We start from the raw sequence: 17881 nt of genomic DNA on the forward strand, positions 1-17881 counted from the left end.
GCCATCACGTTGCCCCACTGCAACTGTAACTAGCATCCGACCATCAAGGTCTCCCCGTCAGCTTGACCGACATCGGGATTAACCTCACAGTGCCCGCAACGCTTCGCGGACATCCGGCTAGTATCGAGGCCAATATGGAACTTCCAAGGCGTGCCCGTGGCGATGAGCTTCTCGTTCCCGGCAAGATGGCGGCCTTGCGGGAGCGCCTGCGCGGCCTTTCCGCTCGGCATGATCTGACCAGCGTTGTCGTCAACGCATTCGACCATCGCACCCGGGTCCTCCCCTTCGTCCTCGCCGATACGCGTCTGGCTCCTGGCGGTGTGCGCGCGATCGGTTCGGCGCTGGCCGACGTCGGCTTCCACAAGACGCGGATCGTGCTGCAGCAGTGGAATAGGAATTTCAGCCCACTTCAAATGCGCCTCGACGGCCGCATCCCGGATCTGTTCCTGGTCTCCAGCATGCATCTGCATTCGGCCGAATGCGATCGGCTGATCCGCGAAGCCTGCCTGATCGAACCCGACAAGCGGCCGCTGATCATGGTCGGCGGCCCGCGCATCCGTTTCGAGCCCTGGCACGTCTTCGGCGGCGATCGTCACGCCGACTGGTCCGCCGACGTCGCCGTCACGGGTGAGGAATACGTCTTCCTCGATCTGCTCAACGTGTTGCTGTCGATGCGCGCCGATGGCGAGTCGATGCGGTCGGTGTTTCATCGCGCGCGAGCCAGTGGCGCGCTGGATGAGGTGCCGGGCATCGTCTATGCGAACCGAGCCTCGCCCAACGGACCGATCGACGAACTGGTCGACACCGGGGTGCAGCGCCTGCTCGGCGATCTCGATGAACTGCCCAGCCCGATGTACGGCTACACGATGCTGGAGGCGCCCAGCAATGCGGCAACGCTGGCGAGCCAGGCGCTGCCGGCCAATCGCGTCAAGCGGCACAGCCCGATCGCCGGCATCGTCATGACCGCCGGCTGCAAATTCCGCTGCTCGTACTGTCCGATCCCGGCCTACAACCAGTCGCAGTTTCGCGCCAAAAGCGGCGAGCGGATCGCCGAGGAAATCGAGCAGATCGCCAACACGTTCGGGATCTATCACTTCTTCGGCGCCGACGATAACTTCTTCAACAGCACCCAGCGCACGCTCGACATCGCCGGGACGCTCGCGAAGAAAGCGCGCACCGGCCGACCGTTCTGCAAGGTGCGGATCGGCACTGAAGTCACCGTACACGACACTGTCGGCATGCGCGATCACCTGCCGCTGATTCGCGAAGCCGGTTTTGCCGCGGTGTGGCTCGGCGTCGAGGATATGACCGCAACGCTGGTGAAGAAGGCGCAGGACAAGGACAAGACCGAACTCGCCTTCCGTCTGCTGCGCGAAAACAACATCCTGCCGATGCCGATGATGATGCACCACGACAGCCAGCCGCTGGTGACGTGGAAGTCGAATTACGGCCTGATCAATCAGATCCGCCTGCTGCGCAAGGCCGGCTCGATCACTACGCAGGTGATGATGCTGACGCCGGCGCCGGGATCGAAGTGGTACGAGAACGTGTTCGAGTCCGGCTCCGCCTTCAGCAAGGCCGGCGACGTCACCGTCGAGCCGCATATCATGGACGGCAACTACGTCGTCGCGTCGAAGCACGCGCGGCCGTGGCTGAAACAGATCAATCTGTTGCTCGCCTACACCTATTTCTTCAATCCGGTGCGCTTTGCGTCGGCGCTGGTGTTTTCGAAATCGGCGAACGTCTTTTCAAGCGCCGAGACGCGGCCCGAAGAAGAAGTCCGGAACTACTCGGCGGTCAAGAAGATGCGCCGCCGTTTCCAGCTCAAGCTGCGCGCGCATCTAATTGATGCCGGCGCACAGATCTACGGCATGATCGGCCTGGCGCACACCTATCGGCGCACGGCGGGATGGGCCTGGCGGCTGTTCAGCAGCAAGATCGAGCGGCACGAGCGCGCGCCGGTGAGCAACATCCCGATGCGCGGCGTCGGCGACAAGCCGTCCGATCATGCCCTCCCCGGGACGATCAATCTGAGGTCGCTCGAACCGGCGCCGGTTTCCAGGCCGACCGAACGCAAGCTGGCCGCGAGCGCGTGATCCGGCGGGGCGCCGTCAGCGCCCCGTTTTGACCCGCGTCCACAGCCGGTTGATCACGCGCTGTGTAGCGGGATCGCGTGCGGTGATCACGAACAGCCGCGCCTGCATCGCTTCGTCCGGATAGATCGTCTTGTCGTTCAGGACCCGCGGATTGACGAATTCCTGGCTCGCTTTGTTGCCGTTCGCATAGGAGAGGAAGTCGGAGTTGCGCGCTGCGATTTCCGGTCGGTACAGGAAGTTGATCAGTTCGTGGGCCTCGGCGACGTTCCTGGAGTCGGCTGGAATCGCCAGATTGTCGAAGAACATCTGCGCGCCCTCCTTGGGGATCGCGTAGCCGATCTCGACGCCGTTGTTCGACTCGCCGGCGCGCGACTGCGCCTGCTTGATGTCGCCGGACCAGCCGACCACCAGGCAGATTTCGCCGGTGGCCAGCGCATTCAGATACTCCGACGAGTGAAATTTGCGTACCGAGGACCGCACCTGCGCGACCACGTCGGCGGCTTTCTCGAGATCCGCCTGTTTGGTCGAATTCGGATCGAGGCCGAGATAAGTCAGCGCCGCCGGCAGGATGTCGTCCGCCGAATCCAGCATTTGCACGCCGCAATCCTTGAACTTGGCAAGGTTCTCCGGCTTGAACACCAGGCTCCAGCTGTCGATCGCAGCGTCCCCGCCGAGTATCTTCTTCACAGCCGCGACGTTGTAGCCGATGCCGGTGGTGCCCCACATGTAGTTGGCGGCGTAGTGATTGCCGGGGTCGTAAAGCGCCAGCTTCCTGGTGACGACGTCCCAGGAATTCTTCAGATTCGGCAGCTTGGATGTGTCGAGCTTCTGGAACACCTTGGCGCCGATCTGGCGCTGCAGGAAGTAAGCGGTCGGCACCACGACGTCATAGCCGGACTTGCCGGCCAGCAGCTTGGTCTCCAGCGTCTCGTTGCCATCGAAGGTGTCGTAGACAACTTTAATGCCGGTCTCGCGGGTGAATTCCTCGATCACGCCCGGCGCGACGTAATTCGACCAGTTGTAGAAATTGACGGTGCGATCCTGCGCCGGGGCGGACGCGGCAGTCCCCAGAACGAGCGCGGTGGCCGTGCTCAGCATCAGCAGCGGCCGAGAAAGAGAATGACTCATTTAGGGATCCTACCGCCCGTGCACCGCATCCGACAGACGCTCCAGGGCAGTGTCCAGCGTCTGATCGTTTTTGGCGAAACAGAACCGCACCACCGACGTGACCGGCTCCTCCTCGTAGAATGCCGACACCGGGATCGCAGCGACCTTGTAGTCGTTGACGATCCGCTTGCAGAATGCTTCGTCGGATTCGTTGAGACCGAGCGGCGCGAGGTCGACGGTGAGGAAATACGTGCCCTGCGACCGGATCACCGGCAGGCCGATCCGCGCGAGGCCGTCCGCCAGCCGATCACGGCTGCGCGCCAGATCTTTTCGCATCTGCAGAAAGTAATCGTCGCTCTTGCCAAGCCCGTAGGCCACCGCGACTTGCAGGTTCGGCGCCGTGGTGAAAGCGAGAAATTGATGCACCTTGGCGGCGACCCGCAGCAGCGGCGGCGCCGCGCAGACGAAGCCGATCTTCCAGCCGGTCAGCGAGAAGATCTTCCCCGCCGAGCCGATCTTGATACAGCGGTCGCGCATGCCTTCGATCGCGATCAGCGGAATGTGGCTGAGGCCGTCGAAGGTGACGTGCTCCCAGACCTCGTCGCAGATCGCCACCGCATCGAACTCCTGGCAGAACCGCGCCAGCAGTTCGAGATCCTCGCGCGGATACACCACCGCGGCGGGATTCAGCGGATTGTTGAAGAGGATCGCCTTGGTCTTCGGGGTGAAGACGGCGCGCAGCGCCTCCTCGGTGATCCGCCAGTGCGGCGGCTCGAGCCGCACCAGCTTCGGAATGCCGCCAGCCTGCCGGATGATCGGCAGATAGGAATCGTACACCGGCTGAAAGACGATGACTTCGTCGCCGGGCGAGACCACCGACAGGATGGCGCTGGCGAGCGCCTCGGTGGCGCCGGACGTGACCATCACCTCGGTCATCGGATCGAGCGTCACGCCGTGCCAATGCGCGTAGTGCGTGGCGATCGCCTGCCGCAGCTCGGGTATCCCCATCATCGACGGGTATTGATTGTAGCCGTTCAGCACGGCGTCTGCGGCGGCGCGGCGGATGTCTTCGGGCCCCGGATCGTCCGGAAACCCCTGCCCGAGGTTGATCGCGTTGTTGTCGCGGGCGAGCTGCGACATCGCCTCGAACACCGTGACGGGCAGATCAGCAAAGACCTTGTTCATCGCGCCGTCAGCGGCCCGGCTTGGTGGGCAAGCCCGCCGCCTTCCAGCCCAGGATGCCGCCGGCCAGATGCTTGTTGTAGGCAAGGCCGGACGCCTGCGCGGCCTGCGAGGCGGTCACCGAACGCTTACCGGAGCGGCAGGCGAACACGATCTCTTTGCCGGCCGGATCGGGGATCAGCTTCGGGTCGAAGGTCGAGAGCGGAACCACCACTGCATCCGGATAGGCCTCCGCGTCCACCTCGTTGGGTTCGCGCACATCCACCAGCAGGTAGCGCCCTTCGCTGATGCCCTTCGAGACTTCCTCGGGCGTCAAATCCTCAACCTGGCCAGCCACTCTTTTCTCTCCCGCGATCGCACTGTTCGGACCAAATAGCGCAACAACGCGAACCAAAGCCGGCCATTGCGCCGCCAAGGTCGCGCCAAGTGCGAGGAAAATCAAGCGTCGGGACAGAGTTGCTGTCATGTTTGCTGGATAGCCGCTCTCGCCCCGAAATGCATCGCCCCTTTGGTCGCAGGGGCTCGGAAGCGGGCTCGTCAGATCGTGACCTGCGTGCCGACCTCGACCACCCGTCCGGTGGGAATATGGAAATAATCCGTCGCGTCATTTGCCGACCGGCTGAGCGCGATGAACACCTTGTTCTGCCAACGCGGCATCGCGGACTTTGCCGCCGGCTTGAGCGAGCGGCGCGACACGAAGAACGACGTCGTCATGATATCGAACTGCCAGCCGAGCTTGCGCGCCAGCACCAGCGCCTTAGGCACATTGGGCGACTCCATGAAGCCGAAGCGCAGCCGCACCTTGCTGAACTTCTCGCTGACCTTCTCCAGCTGCACCCGCTCGGACGGCGGTACACGCGGGGTGTGGGCCGTCTCGATGGTCAGGATCACGTTGTGCTCGTGCAGAACCTTGTTGTGCTTGAGATTGTGCAGCAGCGCGGTGGGGACGTAGTCCGGGTCCGAGGTCAGGAAGACGGCCGTGCCCTTCACGACGTGCGGCGGATGCCGCTCCAGGTTGCCGATCAGATCGTGAAAAGGAACTTCGGAGCGACGCGTCTTGATGATCAGCAGCGCGGCGCCCTTGCGCCACGTCCAGATCAGCGCCGCCATCGACAGGCCGAACAGTAGCGGGACCCACGCGCCATCGAACAATTTCAGCAGGTTGGCGCTGAAGAACATCGCGTCCACCGCCACGAACGGCACGATCAGCAATGCCGCCGTCGCCGGTCGCCAGCCCCACAGCTTCCACACCACGACGAAGCCCATGATGCCGTCGGCCACCATGGTGGTCGACACAGCGATGCCGTAGGCCGAGGCAAGCCGGCTGGAGCTCTGGAACACCAGAACCAGGATCAGAACGCCGATCAAAAGCAGCGTGTTGACCCGAGGCAGAAAGATCTGCCCGGCATGGCTTTCCGACGTGTAGCGGACCTCGAAGCGCGGCAGCAGGCCGAGCTGCACCGCCTGGCTAACCAGCGAGTAGGCGCCGGTGATAACCGCCTGGCTGGCGATCACCGTGGCGAGCGTCGCCATTCCGACCAGCGGCAACACGAAGCTGTCCGGCACCATTCGATAGAACGGGTTCTCCAGCGCTGCCGGATTGGACAGCACGAGGGCGCCCTGCCCGAAATAATTGAGCAGCAACGCCGGCAGCACGAAGCCGAGCCAGCCTGCCTGGATCGGCCGCCGGCCGAAATGGCCGAGGTCCGCATACAGCGCCTCGCCGCCGGTGACGGCAAGAAACACCGCGCCGAGGGTCACCAACCCGATGGTGCCGTGCGTCAGAAGGAAATGCGCCGCATACCACGGGTTGATCGCCGCCAGCACGGTCGGATCGTCGTTGATATGCGCCAGTCCCATGGCGGCGAGGATACCGAACCACACGAACATGACCGGGCCGAACGCCCGCGCAACCTTCGCGGTGCCACTGCTCTGCACCCCGAACAGCATGACCAGTATGAGGATAGTGAGCGGCACGACGTAATGCTCGAGTCCCGGCGCCGCGATCTTGAGCCCCTCCACCGCCGACAGTACGGAAATGGCCGGCGTGATCATGGAATCGCCGATGAACATCGAGGCCCCGACGACGCCGAGCGTCAGCAGCAGCAGGCTGCGCCGACGCAGCGCGCGCTGCCCGAGCGCCATCAAAGACAGCGTCCCGCCTTCACCATTGTTGTCGGCGCGCAGCAACAGCAGCACGTATTTCGCCGTGACGACGATCAGCAGCGCCCAGAGAATCAAGGACAGAACGCCAAGCACCATGGCCCGGGTGGCGGGCTCGCCACCGGCGGCGCCTGCCACCGCTTCGCGGAAGGCATACAGCGGCGACGTCCCGATGTCGCCGAACACCACGCCCATGCCACCCACTGTGAGCGTCCAGAATCCGGCCGCCGCGGGAGCTTCTGGCGTCTGCTTGGATGCCTCGGTGAGGGCCATGGTCGCCGTAGAACGCTGGACCACCGGAATTGATCCAGCCGGGGCCGCCATGCATCGCTAGGATAAGTGTGCAGGCGGCTGCCGGACGCCGTCAAGATCGCGGTGTCAGCCTACGGCTTCAGTCCCGGCGGCAGGGTCGGGTTTTCGCGCATCAGCGTGATGGTTACCCGACGGTTGGCGGCAATGGACGGGTCTTCCGGAAACAGCGGCTGGGAATCCGCCCGGCCGGTCACCGCGAAGATGTGCGAGGTCGGCACGCCTTCCCGCTCGAGGATCTGCCGCACCGCGTTGGCACGATCGGCCGAAAGATCGAATCCGTTATACTCGCCACGCTGCGGCATCAGGCCCGCGGAGGTGTGGCCCGAGATCGTGAGCCGCAGCGGCGTGGCGCGCAGCGGTCCAGCCAATCGCTGCAGCAGGCGCCGGGTGCGTTCGAACGGAGCCTTGGCGCCGTCGGCGAACATGGCGCGGCCGTCCTGGTCCATGATCTCGAGGTTGAGCCCCTGCTTGGTCTCCTCGAACATCACGTTCTTGGACAGTTCGGCGATCTCCGGCATGTCCTGCAGCGCCTGGCGAAGCGAGGCGGAGGCCAGCGCGAATTCGCGATCCTCCTTGGTGAGAACGCCCTCATCCTTGCTGACATCGCCCGGCGCTGGCTTGCTGCTCGACAGCTCCGGATTGACGTGCTCGGTGTTCTTGACCTTGCCGCGGGTGGGAAGGCCGTCGTTCTCGATGATGCCGGAGTAGCGCGCGTCGGACTGCACGCCGAACGCCTCACGCATCGATCCGGCGACGATCTTGAGCTTGTCCTTGTCCTGCGTGGAGAACGCCGTCAGCATCACGAAGAACGCGAGTAGCAGCGCCATCAGGTCGGCAAAGGTCACAAACCAGCCGTGACCACCGTGTGCCTCCTCGCGCTTCTTCTTGGCCATGGCTCGCTTTCCGGGTTGCTCTCGACCCGACTAAGCGGGAACGCCCTCGTCCTCGGTGTGGCGATGCTTCTCCGGCAGATAAGCAAGAAGCATTTCCCGAACCAATGTCGGGCTCTTGGAATCGCGGATCATCAGGATGCCGTCGATGATCAGCGTCCGATTGGTCTCCTCGTCCACCAGCTTGGTGTGCAGCTTGTCGGCGATCGGAAGACAGATCAGGTTCGCTACCACGGCGCCGTACAGTGTTGCGAGCAGCGCCACCGCCATGAACGGACCGAGCTTGGAGGGGTCCGACATGTTGGAGAACATCTGGACCATGCCAAGCAACGTACCGATCATGCCGAACGCCGGCGCGCAGTCGCCGATCGCGCGATAGATCTTCGAACCTTCGTTGAGGTGCAGCAGAAAGTTGTCGCGATCGCGCTCGAGATTGTCGCGAATGAATTCGATGTCGTAGCCGTCGGCCACGTAGCGGACGCCCTTGGCCAGAAACGGATCGTCCGCCTCGACCTTTTCGAGGCCGACCGGCCCCGACTTGCGGGCGATTTCGGCGATGCGGGCGAGTTCGTCGACCAGATCGCGTGCGGAAAGATTGCTGAGCGTGAAAGCGAATTTGGCACCGAGAGGCAGGCCGTGCAGCATCGCCGACAGCGGGAAGCGGATCAGAGTGGCCGCGAAGGATCCGCCGAAGATCACGATGACAGCATGGATGTCGTAGAACATCCCGAAGTTGCCGCCCATCAGGATGAGCGAAGACACGACAGCGGCGCCCGCGACCAGGCCGAGAAGTGTGGCGATATCCATCTTGTACTCCGACACGCGCACACGCACATCGGCCTCGGCCGAAGGCGGCGCAGCACATTCTGCGCTGCGCGGCCTCAACTTAGGCGGCCGCCATTAAAGACGAGTTACTCAATTTGTAAGCCTTAACGAGGCGTTAAATTGCCAATGGCAACAGACCCCAGCGTGCGACGCACCGGACCCCGTAATGCGGTCTTGAACCACCGTTGTCGCGGCTCGCCTGTGACCGAGACTGGCGGGATGTCGGAGACCAGGGCATTCGTGATGCCCGGTCATCCTCAGTCACCTTGAAAGCAGCCGAGACGAACCAACCGACCTTGAAATCAGGTCGGTTGGACGGTCACATTCCGTCGATGCCGCACGTCGGCATCAATGTCAGCCATGCAAGCGGCGTCGGCGAGCGGCAATCTCGGCAATCGTCTGCAAGCCTGCTGGATATCAGTTCAGCCGGTTCGGCCGATCTTCCGGCGAGGCTTGCTCGGGAACCACCAGGGTCGGCTTCTTGGAAGGTGAAGCTGCCGGCTGCGGCACCTGCGCGGCCGCATCGCGCTTGTGATCGCGGTAAGACCGCCAGCCGAGCGGCAGGCTGAGCAGATACAACAGCGAACAGGCCGAGAGGATGTGCCAGGGATAGCCGATCAGCAGCGCGATGAACAACACCACCGAGACGAACAGCGGCAGCACCATTTCGGGCGCGACTCTCATCTTCACCGTCTTGCCGGAAAACACCGGCAGCCGCGACACCATCAGGAATGCGATCAACATCGTGTACAGCGCCGTCAGAACCGCAGGCGGCGTCGGCGCGCCGAGGAACGCCATATAGACCGGCAGCAGCACACAGATCGCGCCGGCCGGTGCCGGCACACCGGTGAAGAAATTTGCAGCGAACGCCGGCTTGTTGGGATCGTCCATGGTCGCGTTGAAGCGCGCCAGACGCAGGCCGCCGCTGATCGCGAAGATCATCGCGGCGATCCAGCCCACATTGCTCAGGAAGTGGAGTTGCCAGAAATACAGGATCAGGCCAGGCGCGACGCCGAAATTGACGAAGTCGGCGAGGCTGTCGAGCTCGGCGCCGAATTTGGACTGGCCCTTGATCATCCGGGCAACCCGGCCGTCGATACCGTCGAGTACCGCAGCGAACACGATCGCCGCCACCGCGAGCTCCATCCGGCCTTCGGTCGCCAGCCGGATCGCGGTGAGGCCGGCGCAGATCGCCAGCAGCGTGATGACGTTCGGCACCAGCATCCGAACCGGAATCGGGCCGAATCGGCGCCGCGGCGTCTCGGGTGGGGTCTGGTCGTAGTGCATCACGGTCGCCTCGCTCGGGAGCCCGCAGGCTGGGCCGCCATCATGGCAGCCGTTGGGCCGACGCTTTGCGCGCCTCAATCAGCCCGGAACGTCCGGCCGCCATCGCCGAGGCTGATATCCGCCAGCACGGTCTCGCCGGCGATCGCGGTCTGCCCTTCGGACACTAGGGGCTTGGTGCCTTCCGGCAGGTAAACGTCGAGCCGCGAGCCGAACCGGATCAGGCCGAATCGTTCGCCCGCCGCCAGCGGCTGCCCCTCGCGGACGAACGCCACGATCCTGCGCGCCACCAGCCCGGCGATCTGCACCACGCCGATCTGGCCGGTCGGGGTCGAGATCACCAGCGAATTGCGCTCGTTGTCCTCGCTGGCCTTGTCGAGCTCGGCGTTGATGAACTTACCCGGCGAATAGATGATGCGCTCGACCCGGCCGGCGACCGGGCTGCGGTTCACATGGCAGTTGAACACACTCATGAAGATCGAGACCCGCGGCAGCGGCTTGTCGCCGAGCCCGAGCGCCGGCGGCGGGATGATCTGCACCACCATCGACACCCGCCCGTCGGCCGGCGCCACCACCAGCCCCTCACGGACAGGGGTGACCCGAACCGGGTCGCGGAAGAACAACGCGCACCAGATCGTGAGCACGACGCCGATCCAGCCGAGCGGTGCCCAGATCAAGAACAGAACCAGCGTCGCCAGCGCAAAGGCGGCGATGAATGGATAGCCTTCCCGATGGACCGGCGGGATCTGGGCGCGGACAGAATTGACGATCGACATGGAAGATCCCCTAGCTGCGAAGACGACGGGCCGGATGCTGCGACACGATTACTCCGCCGCGGCCGAACTTGCCAGATCGTCGTCGAGCGCCGTTGGTCGCGCCTGCGACTCCTCGTCGCCGATCAACGCCAGCCGCTCGCGCGCCTCCTCGGCCTCGCGCTGCCGATTCCACATGCTGGCGTAGAGCCCGCCGTGGTCGAGCAGCTGGGCGTGGGTGCCGCGCTCGGCAATGCGGCCCTGATCCAGCACGATGATTTCGTCGGCACCGACAATGGTCGACAGCCGATGAGCGATCACCAGCGAGGTGCGGTTCTGCGACACGCGCTCGAGCGCGCCCTGGATTTCGTGCTCGGTGTGGCTGTCGAGCGCCGACGTGGCTTCGTCCAGCACCAGGATCGGCGGCGACTTGAGAACCGTTCGCGCAATTGCGACGCGCTGCTTCTCGCCGCCCGACAGCTTCAACCCGCGTTCGCCGACCTCGGTCTCGTAGCCTTTCGGCGACGCCTTGATGAAGGAGTCGATCTGGGCGGTGCGCGCGGCCTCCTCCACCTCGGCGTCGGTCGCGTCCCAGCGACCATAGCGGATGTTGTAGCGGATGGTGTCGTTGAACAGCACGGTGTCCTGCGGCACCATACCGATCGCCGAGCGCAGCGACGTCTGCGTGACGTCGCGGATGTCCTGGCCGTCGATCCGGATCGCGCCGCTGGAGATGTCGTACAGCCGGAACAGCAGCCGCGAGATCGTCGACTTGCCCGCGCCCGACGGGCCGACGATCGCCACCGTCTTGCCGGCCGGCACCTCGAAGCTCAGCCCCTTAAGGATCGGCCGCGCCGGATCATAAGAGAAGCGCACATCGTCGAACTGCAAGGTGCCGCTCGCGACGAGCAGCGGCTTGGCGCCCGGCTTGTCCTTGACCTCGGGATTGCGCGACAGCACCGCGAACATCTTCTCGATGTCGATGATCGCCTGCTTGATCTCGCGATACACCATGCCCATGAAATTCAGCGGCTGATACAGCTGGATCATCATCGCATTGATCATCACGAAATCGCCGACCGTATTGGTGCCGTTGCGCACGCCCGCGGCGCACATCAGCATCGTGCCGGTCAGCCCGAACGTGAAGATCACCGCCTGCCCGGCGTTGAGGACGGCGAGCGACGTATAGGTCGACACGCTCGCATCCTCGTAACGCCGCATCGATTTGTCGTAGCGCTGCGCCTCGCGCTCTTCGGCGCCGAAATACTTAACCGTCTCGTAGTTCAGCAGCGAGTCGATCGCCTTTTGGTTTGCGTCGCTGTCGGAATCGTTCATCCGCCGGCGGATCGCGATCCGCCATTCAGTCGCCTTGTAGGTGTAGAACATATAGACCACGACGGTGGCCATGATCACCGCGACGTAGCGCCAGTCGAACTGCCACAGCAGCACGGCCATCACCAGCGTCAGCTCGATGATGGTCGGCACCAGTTGCAGGATCACCATCCGCACGATGACTTCGATTCCGAGCCGGCCGCGCTCCAGTACGCGCGTGAGGCCGCCGGTCTTGCGCTCGAGGTGAAACCGCAGCGACAATTCGTGCATGTGCACGAAAGTACGATAAGCGAGCTTGCGCACTGCATGCATCGCCACCTGGGCGAACATACCGTCACGCCACTGCGTCAGCACCGCCATCAGGACCCGCGTCAGGCCGTAGCTCAGCGTCAGCGCGAGCGGCGACGCCAGCAGCCACAGCGTCCAGTTCGAGGGCGCCACCGGCGCGGTGTCGGCGCCGGTCAGCGCGTCGGTCGCCCATTTGAAGGTGAACGGCACAACCAGGGTGGCCGCCTTGGCGATCAGCAGCAACACCACCGACCACATCACCCGCATTTTCAGGTCGGCCCGGTCTCCGGGCCAGATATACGGCCAGAGATGAACCAGCGTTCCGCCGAGCGTCGCCTTCTGGGCGACGGCGTCCTCCGGGGTTGCGACCGAAGGACCGCTCGGCGAGTGAGAATGTGGGTGCGCCATCAAGACTGCCTGAAAGGGTCCGCCCGGACGGGCGAACAGAAATGCATCGGATGTGATCTCATATAATGTTTCGCCCGCCGCGTGCACCCTGATGGCGGAATTGTTTGTGTCATAACAGACTGTTGCGCTGCGCAACGCAGGCGCTGTCTTGACGCTGTGATGGTCCGGTGCCACATCGCCCACCATGAGCGAAATCAAGACTGTCTGCGTCTATTGCGGCTCCGGCCCCGGCACGAACCCGCTTTTCATGGAAGCCGCCGAAGCTTTCGGCAAGGAACTGGCACAAGCCGGGATCACGCTGGTCTATGGCGGCGGCGCGATCGGGCTGATGGGCGCAGTCGCGAAGGCTGTGCTCGATCACGGCGGCGCCGTCACCGGCATCATACCCGGCTTCCTCCGCACCAAGGAAATCGCGCTCGAGCGCGTCCAGGACCTGATCGTCACCGACGACATGCACGAGCGTAAGCGCCTGATGTTCGAGCGCTCCGACGCCTTCGTGGCGCTGCCGGGCGGCATCGGCACGCTCGAGGAACTGGTCGAGCAGATGACCTGGCAGCAGCTCGGCCGCCATCGCAAGCCGATCCTAATCGCCAATATCGACGGCTTCTGGAACCCCCTGCTCGGCCTGCTGACGCACATGACCGACACAGCCTTCATCCGGGCCTCGATGTCGGTCAAGGTGCTCACCGCGGACCGCGTACCGGACATCCTCCCGAAGCTGCGCGCAGCCGCTGCGCCGGATCAGGCCAGGGAGATGGCCCCCGAGGTCGCGAGCAAACTCTAAGCCGGTTCAGATCATCGCCTCGATCAGAAGCGGGCCGCGCTGGCTCATCGCCGAACCGTACTGCGCCGCGAATTCCTCGGCGGTCGTCGCGCGGCTGGCCTCGACGCCGAGGCCCTCGGCGATCTTCGTCCAGTTCATTTCCGGATTGTGCAGGTCGAGCATCGACAGCGCATTCGCGCCAGCGCCTGACGCGCCGACCCGCTGCAGCTCGACATTGAGGATCGCGTAGGAGCGGTTGGCGTAGATCACCACCGTGACGTCGAGCTTCTCCCGCGCCATCGTCCACAATGCCTGCATGGTGTAGGCGCCGCCGAGTCGAGCACCGCGATGCGGCCGTCATTGCGAGCAGACGAAACCGACGAAGCAATCCAGCTCGATGCACGGGGCTGGATTGCGTCGCCTTCGGCTCGCAAAGACGGGATAGGCCTTGGCGAGACTACATCGGTGCGTTGCTCTTGATCAGTTTGTAGACCACCGAGTCCATCAGGGCTTCGAACGAGGCGTCGATGATGTTCGGCGACACGCCGATCGTGGTCCAGCGCTCGCCGAGTTCGTCCTCGCTCTCGATCAGCACCCGAGTCACGGCCTCGGTGCCGCCATTGAGGATACGGACGCGGTAATCGACCAGCTTCAATCCCTCGATGTACTTCTGGTACTTGCCGAGGTCCTTGCGCAGCGCGACGTCGAGCGCGTTGACGGGGCCGTTGCCCTCGGCAGCCGAGATCAGCGTTTCACCGTCGACCACGACCTTGACCACCGCCATCGCCACGGTGACGCGGTTGCCGTGCGAATTGTAGCGCTGCTCGACATTCACGTCGAACTGCTCGACGTGGAAGAACTCCGGCACCTTGCCGAGGACGCCGCGCGCCAGCAGATCGAACGAGGCGTTGGCCGTCTCGTAGGCGTAGCCGGCCGCCTCGCGCTCCTTCATCTTCTCGATCAGACGGCCGAGCTTGGGATCGTTGCGGTCGAACTGGATGGTGGTGCGCTCCAGTTCCGCCACCACGTTGGAACGACCGGCCTGATCGGACACCAGCACCTTGCGATGATTGCCGACCGTCTCCGGCGCGACATGCTCGTAAGTGTGAGGGTCTTTCATCACGGCCGAGGCGTGGATGCCGGTCTTGGTGACGAAGGCGCTGCCGCCGACATAGGGCGCATGCGGATTGGGGGCGCGGTCGAGGATGTTGTCGAGCGCGCGCGACACCTGCACAAGCGTCGACAGCTTCTCGTCCGAGACGCCGATCTCGAATTTGTCGGCGAACTCCTTCTTCAGCTTCAGCGTCGGGATCATCGACACCAGGTTGGCGTTGCCGCAGCGCTCGCCGAGACCGTTCAGCGTGCCCTGGATCTGCCGCGCGCCGGCCCGCACGGCGGCGAACGAATTCGCCACCGCCTGCTCGGTGTCGTTGTGGGCATGGATGCCGACATGGCTGCCGGGGATGCGCTTGACCACCTCGCCGACGATGGCTTCGATCTCATCCGGCATCGAGCCGCCATTGGTGTCGCACAGCACCACCCAGCGCGCGCCGGACTGGTAAGCCGCCTCGGCGCATTGCAGCGCGAAATCCGGATTTTCCTTGTAGCCGTCGAAGAAGTGTTCGCAGTCGACCAGCACTTCGCGACCTCTGTCCTTCGCCAGCGCCACGCTGTCGCGGATCGAGGCGATGTTCTCCTCGTTGGTGGTTTCGAGCGCGACGCGGACCTGATACTCGCTGGACTTCGCCACGTAGCAGATCGCGCCCGCCTTGGCCTCGAGCAGCAGCGCGACGCCCGGATCGTTGGATGCCGAGCGGCCCGGCCGCCGCGTCATACCGAACGCCGCGAACGTCGCATGACTGAGCTTCTGATCCTCAGCGAAGAACTCGGTGTCGAGCGGATTGGCGCCCGGATAGCCGCCTTCGACATAGTCGAGGCCGAGATCGTCCAGCAGACCGGCGATCAGCTTCTTGTCATGCAGCGTGAAGTCGACGCCGTTGGTCTGTGCGCCATCGCGCAGCGTGGTGTCGTAGAGATACAGTCGTTCGCGACTCATTGATCCGCTCCCGGCGCTGCGGGGTCCGCGAGCGTCTTTTTCATCGAAGTATTGGCGAGCCATTCGCCGTTGATGGTGACCGTGTTACGCCGCGTCGCCACATAGGCGCGGCGCGTGAAGAACTCGGCGGCGTTGTCGCTAGCGTCGACCGTCAGCGCCTGCACGCCGCGGGCGCCGACGATCTTTTCGAGCGCGTCGATCAGCGAAGTCGCAACGCCCATCCGGGTGAAATCCGGATGGACATAGAGCATGTCGATGTGATCGGCGCCCTTCAGCGAGGCGAACCCGACCGGCGCGCCGCCCAGCGTCGCAATCAGTGTAAGCTGCGAGGCGAGCCGCGCGGCGAATTTTGCGTCGTCGTCGGCGACCGCGGACCACGCCTCCTGCTGCGCCTCGCTGTAATCGTCGTCAGTCAGTTGCTCGATCGCCGCCACAAAGATCGCCGCTGCGATCTGGGCGTCCTCGGGCAGGTACGGCCGCAGACCGGGCTTTTCACTCGCACCCATGACTCACCAGAACCCGTAAAGCTTGAGCACCAGCGCCGTCGCGCCGCCGAGCAGCGCGATCTTGATAGCGATGTAGTACAGCCAGTGCTTCGGAAAAGGCGTGTCCGGCCGCGACGTCGGCTTCGGGTTGGTCATCGAGCGAGCTCCCGCTGCGCAGTTGATTTCAATCCGAGGGCGATGCGCTGGATCTGTGCAGCGCCGATCGCGCCCCGTTTCCTCTCGGTTGTCATTCCGGGATGCGCCCGCAGGGCGCAGACCCGGAATCCATACCCCCTGGCCTCGCGATTGAAGTCCGTGCGCCTGCCGTGATTCCAGGGGGTATGGATTCCGGGTTCGCGCGAAGGCGCGCGCCCCGGAATGACTGCGCGGAGGTGGACGCTCATCGCGCGATCTCCCAGGTCGTCACCGGCTTGCCGTCGGAATCCTTGCCGTCTTTGATGGTGATGCCCATCGCGGCAAGCTCGTCGCGGATGCGGTCGGATTCCTTGAAGTCCTTGCGCGCGCGGGCAGCGGTGCGAGCATCGATCAACGACGTTGCGGTCGCGTCGAGATCGACGGGGGCACGCACCACCGGCGCAATGCCGAGCAGCTGCATCGCGCCGCGTAGTTCTTCGGCCTTCCCCGCGCGGCGCAGCGCGTGCAACTCCGCGATCATCTTCGGCGTATTGAGATCGTCGGTGAGCGGAGCGATCACCTCGTCGCAGTTCGCCGGCGTTGCGTCCTTCGTGAAGTCCGACCAGTCGAGAACAGCTTTCTCCACCTCGTGCAGCGACTCGACCGTCCAATCGATCGGCTGCCGGTAGTGAGTCTTCAGCATCGCCAGACGCAGCGTGGCGCCGTCCCAGGACCTGCCGCCGAACTTGTCGGTCGCCAGCAACTCCCGGATGGTGATGAAGTTGCCGAGGCTCTTCGACATCTTCTCGCCTTCGACCTGCAGGAAGCCGTTGTGCATCCAGGTCTGGGCCATGCGTTCGGTGTGGAAGGCGCAGCAGGTTTGGGCGACTTCGTTTTCGTGGTGCGGGAAGACGAGATCGATGCCGCCGCCGTGGATATCGAAGGTTTCGCCGAGATGCTTCCACGACATCGCCGAGCACTCGATGTGCCAGCCCGGCCGGCCTTCGGTGGTGATACCAGCCGGCGACGGCCACGACGGCTCGCCGGGCTTCGACGGCTTCCACAGCACGAAGTCGGTGGCGTCGCGCTTGTTGGGCGCGACGTCGACGCGGGCGCCGGCGATCATCTCGTCGAGCGACCGGTTGGCGAGCGCGCCGTAGCGCGGCAGTACGCCGTTGGCCGCATTCATCGCCGCCGGCGAGAACAGCACGTGGTCCTGCTCGACATAGGCGAAGCCGCCGGCGACCAGCTTCTCGATGATCGCCCGCATCTCGGCGATGTGCTCGGTCGCGCGCGGCTCGACGGACGGCCGCAGGCAGCCGAGCGCATCGACGTCGTCGTGGAATTGCTGCTCGGTCTTCTCGGTGACCTTGCGGATCGCCTCGTTCAGCGGCAGGCCGGGATAGTCACGCGCAGCGCGGTCGTTGATCTTGTCGTCGACGTCGGTGATGTTGCGGACGTATTTGACTTGGTCGGCGCCGTAGAGGTGCCGCAGCAGTCGGAACAGCACGTCGAACACGATCACCGGCCGGGCATTGCCGATATGGGCGAAGTCGTAGACCGTTGGCCCGCAGACATACATCCGCACGTTGTGCGGATCGAGCGGCGCGAAGTCGCGCTTCTCCTTGGTCAGCGTATCGTAAAGGCGCAAAGCCATGGATTCCCGTCCCCTGCGGCCGGGCGTCCAGTGATCTCATGAGAGAAAAGACGGCCTCAGCCAGCGTTGAGCTAGCTCGTAATCTCGCGGCAAATGCCACAAATCGAGAAAAGACCGTTCATTCCCGCACCATGGCCAGCCGGCCG

15 protein-coding genes and 1 pseudogene are annotated in these 17881 nt (G+C 64.2%); 2 read left to right on the plus strand and 14 right to left on the minus strand.

All coding sequences use genetic code 11. The features are described 5' to 3' along the window. Positions 1–134 precede the first annotated feature (134 nt). On the plus strand, positions 135–2096 hold the full coding sequence (locus LPW26_RS00110; protein ID WP_238732205.1) for a B12-binding domain-containing radical SAM protein: 1962 nt from the start codon (positions 135–137) through the stop codon (positions 2094–2096). A 15-nt stretch (positions 2097–2111) separates the two neighbouring features. Here the strand turns inward: LPW26_RS00110 and LPW26_RS00115 are convergent, their stop codons facing one another. The 9 genes from LPW26_RS00115 to LPW26_RS00155 all read right to left on the minus strand — a co-directional run bounded on the left by LPW26_RS00115 (position 2112) and on the right by LPW26_RS00155 (position 12639). Then, on the minus strand, positions 2112–3194 hold the full coding sequence (locus LPW26_RS00115; protein WP_238732499.1) for a polyamine ABC transporter substrate-binding protein: 1083 nt from the start codon (positions 3192–3194) through the stop codon (positions 2112–2114). Positions 3195–3233: 39 nt separating this feature from the next. After that, positions 3234–4388: an aminotransferase gene (locus tag LPW26_RS00120; RefSeq protein ID WP_238732206.1), complete on the minus strand. Its 1155-nt coding sequence runs from the start codon at positions 4386–4388 to the stop codon at positions 3234–3236. A 7-nt stretch (positions 4389–4395) separates the two neighbouring features. Next, the gene (locus LPW26_RS00125; protein WP_238732500.1) at positions 4396–4722 is read right to left on the minus strand and encodes a rhodanese-like domain-containing protein; all 327 of its coding nucleotides are present in this window, start codon (positions 4720–4722) and stop codon (positions 4396–4398) included. A 200-nt stretch (positions 4723–4922) separates the two neighbouring features. Further along, the gene (locus LPW26_RS00130; protein ID WP_238732501.1) at positions 4923–6821 is read right to left on the minus strand and encodes a potassium transporter Kup; all 1899 of its coding nucleotides are present in this window, start codon (positions 6819–6821) and stop codon (positions 4923–4925) included. Positions 6822–6931: 110 nt separating this feature from the next. After that, entirely contained in the window at positions 6932–7753 is an 822-nt protein-coding gene (locus tag LPW26_RS00135; RefSeq protein ID WP_238732207.1) for an OmpA/MotB family protein, read from the minus strand. A 30-nt stretch (positions 7754–7783) separates the two neighbouring features. Then, positions 7784–8557, minus strand: a complete 774-nt coding sequence (locus tag LPW26_RS00140) for a motility protein A (protein WP_119858024.1) — start codon at positions 8555–8557, stop codon at positions 7784–7786. A gap of 435 nt (positions 8558–8992) precedes the next feature. Beyond that, positions 8993–9862 carry a CDP-diacylglycerol--serine O-phosphatidyltransferase gene (pssA, locus tag LPW26_RS00145; protein ID WP_238732208.1) on the minus strand — a complete coding sequence of 290 codons (870 nt, stop codon included), beginning with the start codon at positions 9860–9862 and terminating at the stop codon, positions 8993–8995. Positions 9863–9936: 74 nt separating this feature from the next. Continuing rightward, positions 9937–10635: a phosphatidylserine decarboxylase gene (locus LPW26_RS00150; protein ID WP_238732209.1), complete on the minus strand. Its 699-nt coding sequence runs from the start codon at positions 10633–10635 to the stop codon at positions 9937–9939. Positions 10636–10683: 48 nt separating this feature from the next. Further along, positions 10684–12639, minus strand: coding sequence for an ABCB family ABC transporter ATP-binding protein/permease (locus LPW26_RS00155; protein WP_238732210.1), 1956 nt, complete (start codon positions 12637–12639; stop codon positions 10684–10686). Between the two features lie 184 nt (positions 12640–12823). On the opposite strand from LPW26_RS00155, the gene LPW26_RS00160 reads away from it, so the two are divergent. Then, positions 12824–13423, plus strand: a complete 600-nt coding sequence (locus tag LPW26_RS00160) for an LOG family protein (protein ID WP_238732211.1) — start codon at positions 12824–12826, stop codon at positions 13421–13423. Between the two features lie 6 nt (positions 13424–13429). Here the strand turns inward: LPW26_RS00160 and LPW26_RS00165 are convergent. The 5 genes and pseudogenes from LPW26_RS00165 to cysS all read right to left on the minus strand — a co-directional run. Further along, positions 13430–13735, minus strand: a pseudogene (locus LPW26_RS00165) (thiamine pyrophosphate-dependent enzyme); the annotation flags it as partial. A gap of 124 nt (positions 13736–13859) precedes the next feature. Then, a complete protein-coding gene (cimA, locus tag LPW26_RS00170) occupies positions 13860–15458 on the minus strand; it encodes a citramalate synthase (RefSeq protein WP_238732212.1) in 1599 nt (532 codons plus the stop codon). Further along, on the minus strand, positions 15455–15964 hold the full coding sequence (locus LPW26_RS00175; protein ID WP_238732213.1) for a GNAT family N-acetyltransferase: 510 nt from the start codon (positions 15962–15964) through the stop codon (positions 15455–15457). Before LPW26_RS00175 ends, cimA begins: the two co-directional genes overlap by 4 nt. Before the next feature lie 3 nt (positions 15965–15967). Next, the gene (locus LPW26_RS25330) at positions 15968–16099 is read right to left on the minus strand and encodes a hypothetical protein (RefSeq protein ID WP_263858942.1); all 132 of its coding nucleotides are present in this window, start codon (positions 16097–16099) and stop codon (positions 15968–15970) included. A gap of 244 nt (positions 16100–16343) precedes the next feature. Continuing rightward, on the minus strand, positions 16344–17735 hold the full coding sequence (gene cysS / locus LPW26_RS00180; protein ID WP_238732214.1) for a cysteine--tRNA ligase: 1392 nt from the start codon (positions 17733–17735) through the stop codon (positions 16344–16346). Positions 17736–17881: the final 146 nt, after the last annotated feature.

Source organism: Rhodopseudomonas infernalis (assembly GCF_022271405.1).
Taxonomy (GTDB): domain Bacteria; phylum Pseudomonadota; class Alphaproteobacteria; order Rhizobiales; family Xanthobacteraceae; genus Rhodopseudomonas; species Rhodopseudomonas infernalis.

Coding starts and splice junctions, on each gene's coding strand:
- LPW26_RS00110 (WP_238732205.1), top strand. CDS start 135: ATGGAACTTCCAAGGCGTGCCCGTGGCGATGAGCTTCTCGTTCCCGGC.
- LPW26_RS00115 (WP_238732499.1), bottom strand. CDS start 3,194: ATGCTGAGCACGGCCACCGCGCTCGTTCTGGGGACTGCCGCGTCCGCC.
- LPW26_RS00120 (WP_238732206.1), bottom strand. CDS start 4,388: ATGAACAAGGTCTTTGCTGATCTGCCCGTCACGGTGTTCGAGGCGATG.
- LPW26_RS00130 (WP_238732501.1), bottom strand. CDS start 6,821: ATGGCCCTCACCGAGGCATCCAAGCAGACGCCAGAAGCTCCCGCGGCG.
- LPW26_RS00135 (WP_238732207.1), bottom strand. CDS start 7,753: ATGGCCAAGAAGAAGCGCGAGGAGGCACACGGTGGTCACGGCTGGTTT.
- LPW26_RS00140 (WP_119858024.1), bottom strand. CDS start 8,557: ATGGATATCGCCACACTTCTCGGCCTGGTCGCGGGCGCCGCTGTCGTG.
- pssA (WP_238732208.1), bottom strand. CDS start 9,862: ATGCACTACGACCAGACCCCACCCGAGACGCCGCGGCGCCGATTCGGC.
- LPW26_RS00150 (WP_238732209.1), bottom strand. CDS start 10,635: ATGTCGATCGTCAATTCTGTCCGCGCCCAGATCCCGCCGGTCCATCGG.
- LPW26_RS00155 (WP_238732210.1), bottom strand. CDS start 12,639: ATGGCGCACCCACATTCTCACTCGCCGAGCGGTCCTTCGGTCGCAACC.
- LPW26_RS00160 (WP_238732211.1), top strand. CDS start 12,824: ATGAGCGAAATCAAGACTGTCTGCGTCTATTGCGGCTCCGGCCCCGGC.
- cimA (WP_238732212.1), bottom strand. CDS start 15,458: ATGAGTCGCGAACGACTGTATCTCTACGACACCACGCTGCGCGATGGC.
- LPW26_RS00175 (WP_238732213.1), bottom strand. CDS start 15,964: ATGGGTGCGAGTGAAAAGCCCGGTCTGCGGCCGTACCTGCCCGAGGAC.
- LPW26_RS25330 (WP_263858942.1), bottom strand. CDS start 16,099: ATGACCAACCCGAAGCCGACGTCGCGGCCGGACACGCCTTTTCCGAAG.
- cysS (WP_238732214.1), bottom strand. CDS start 17,735: ATGGCTTTGCGCCTTTACGATACGCTGACCAAGGAGAAGCGCGACTTC.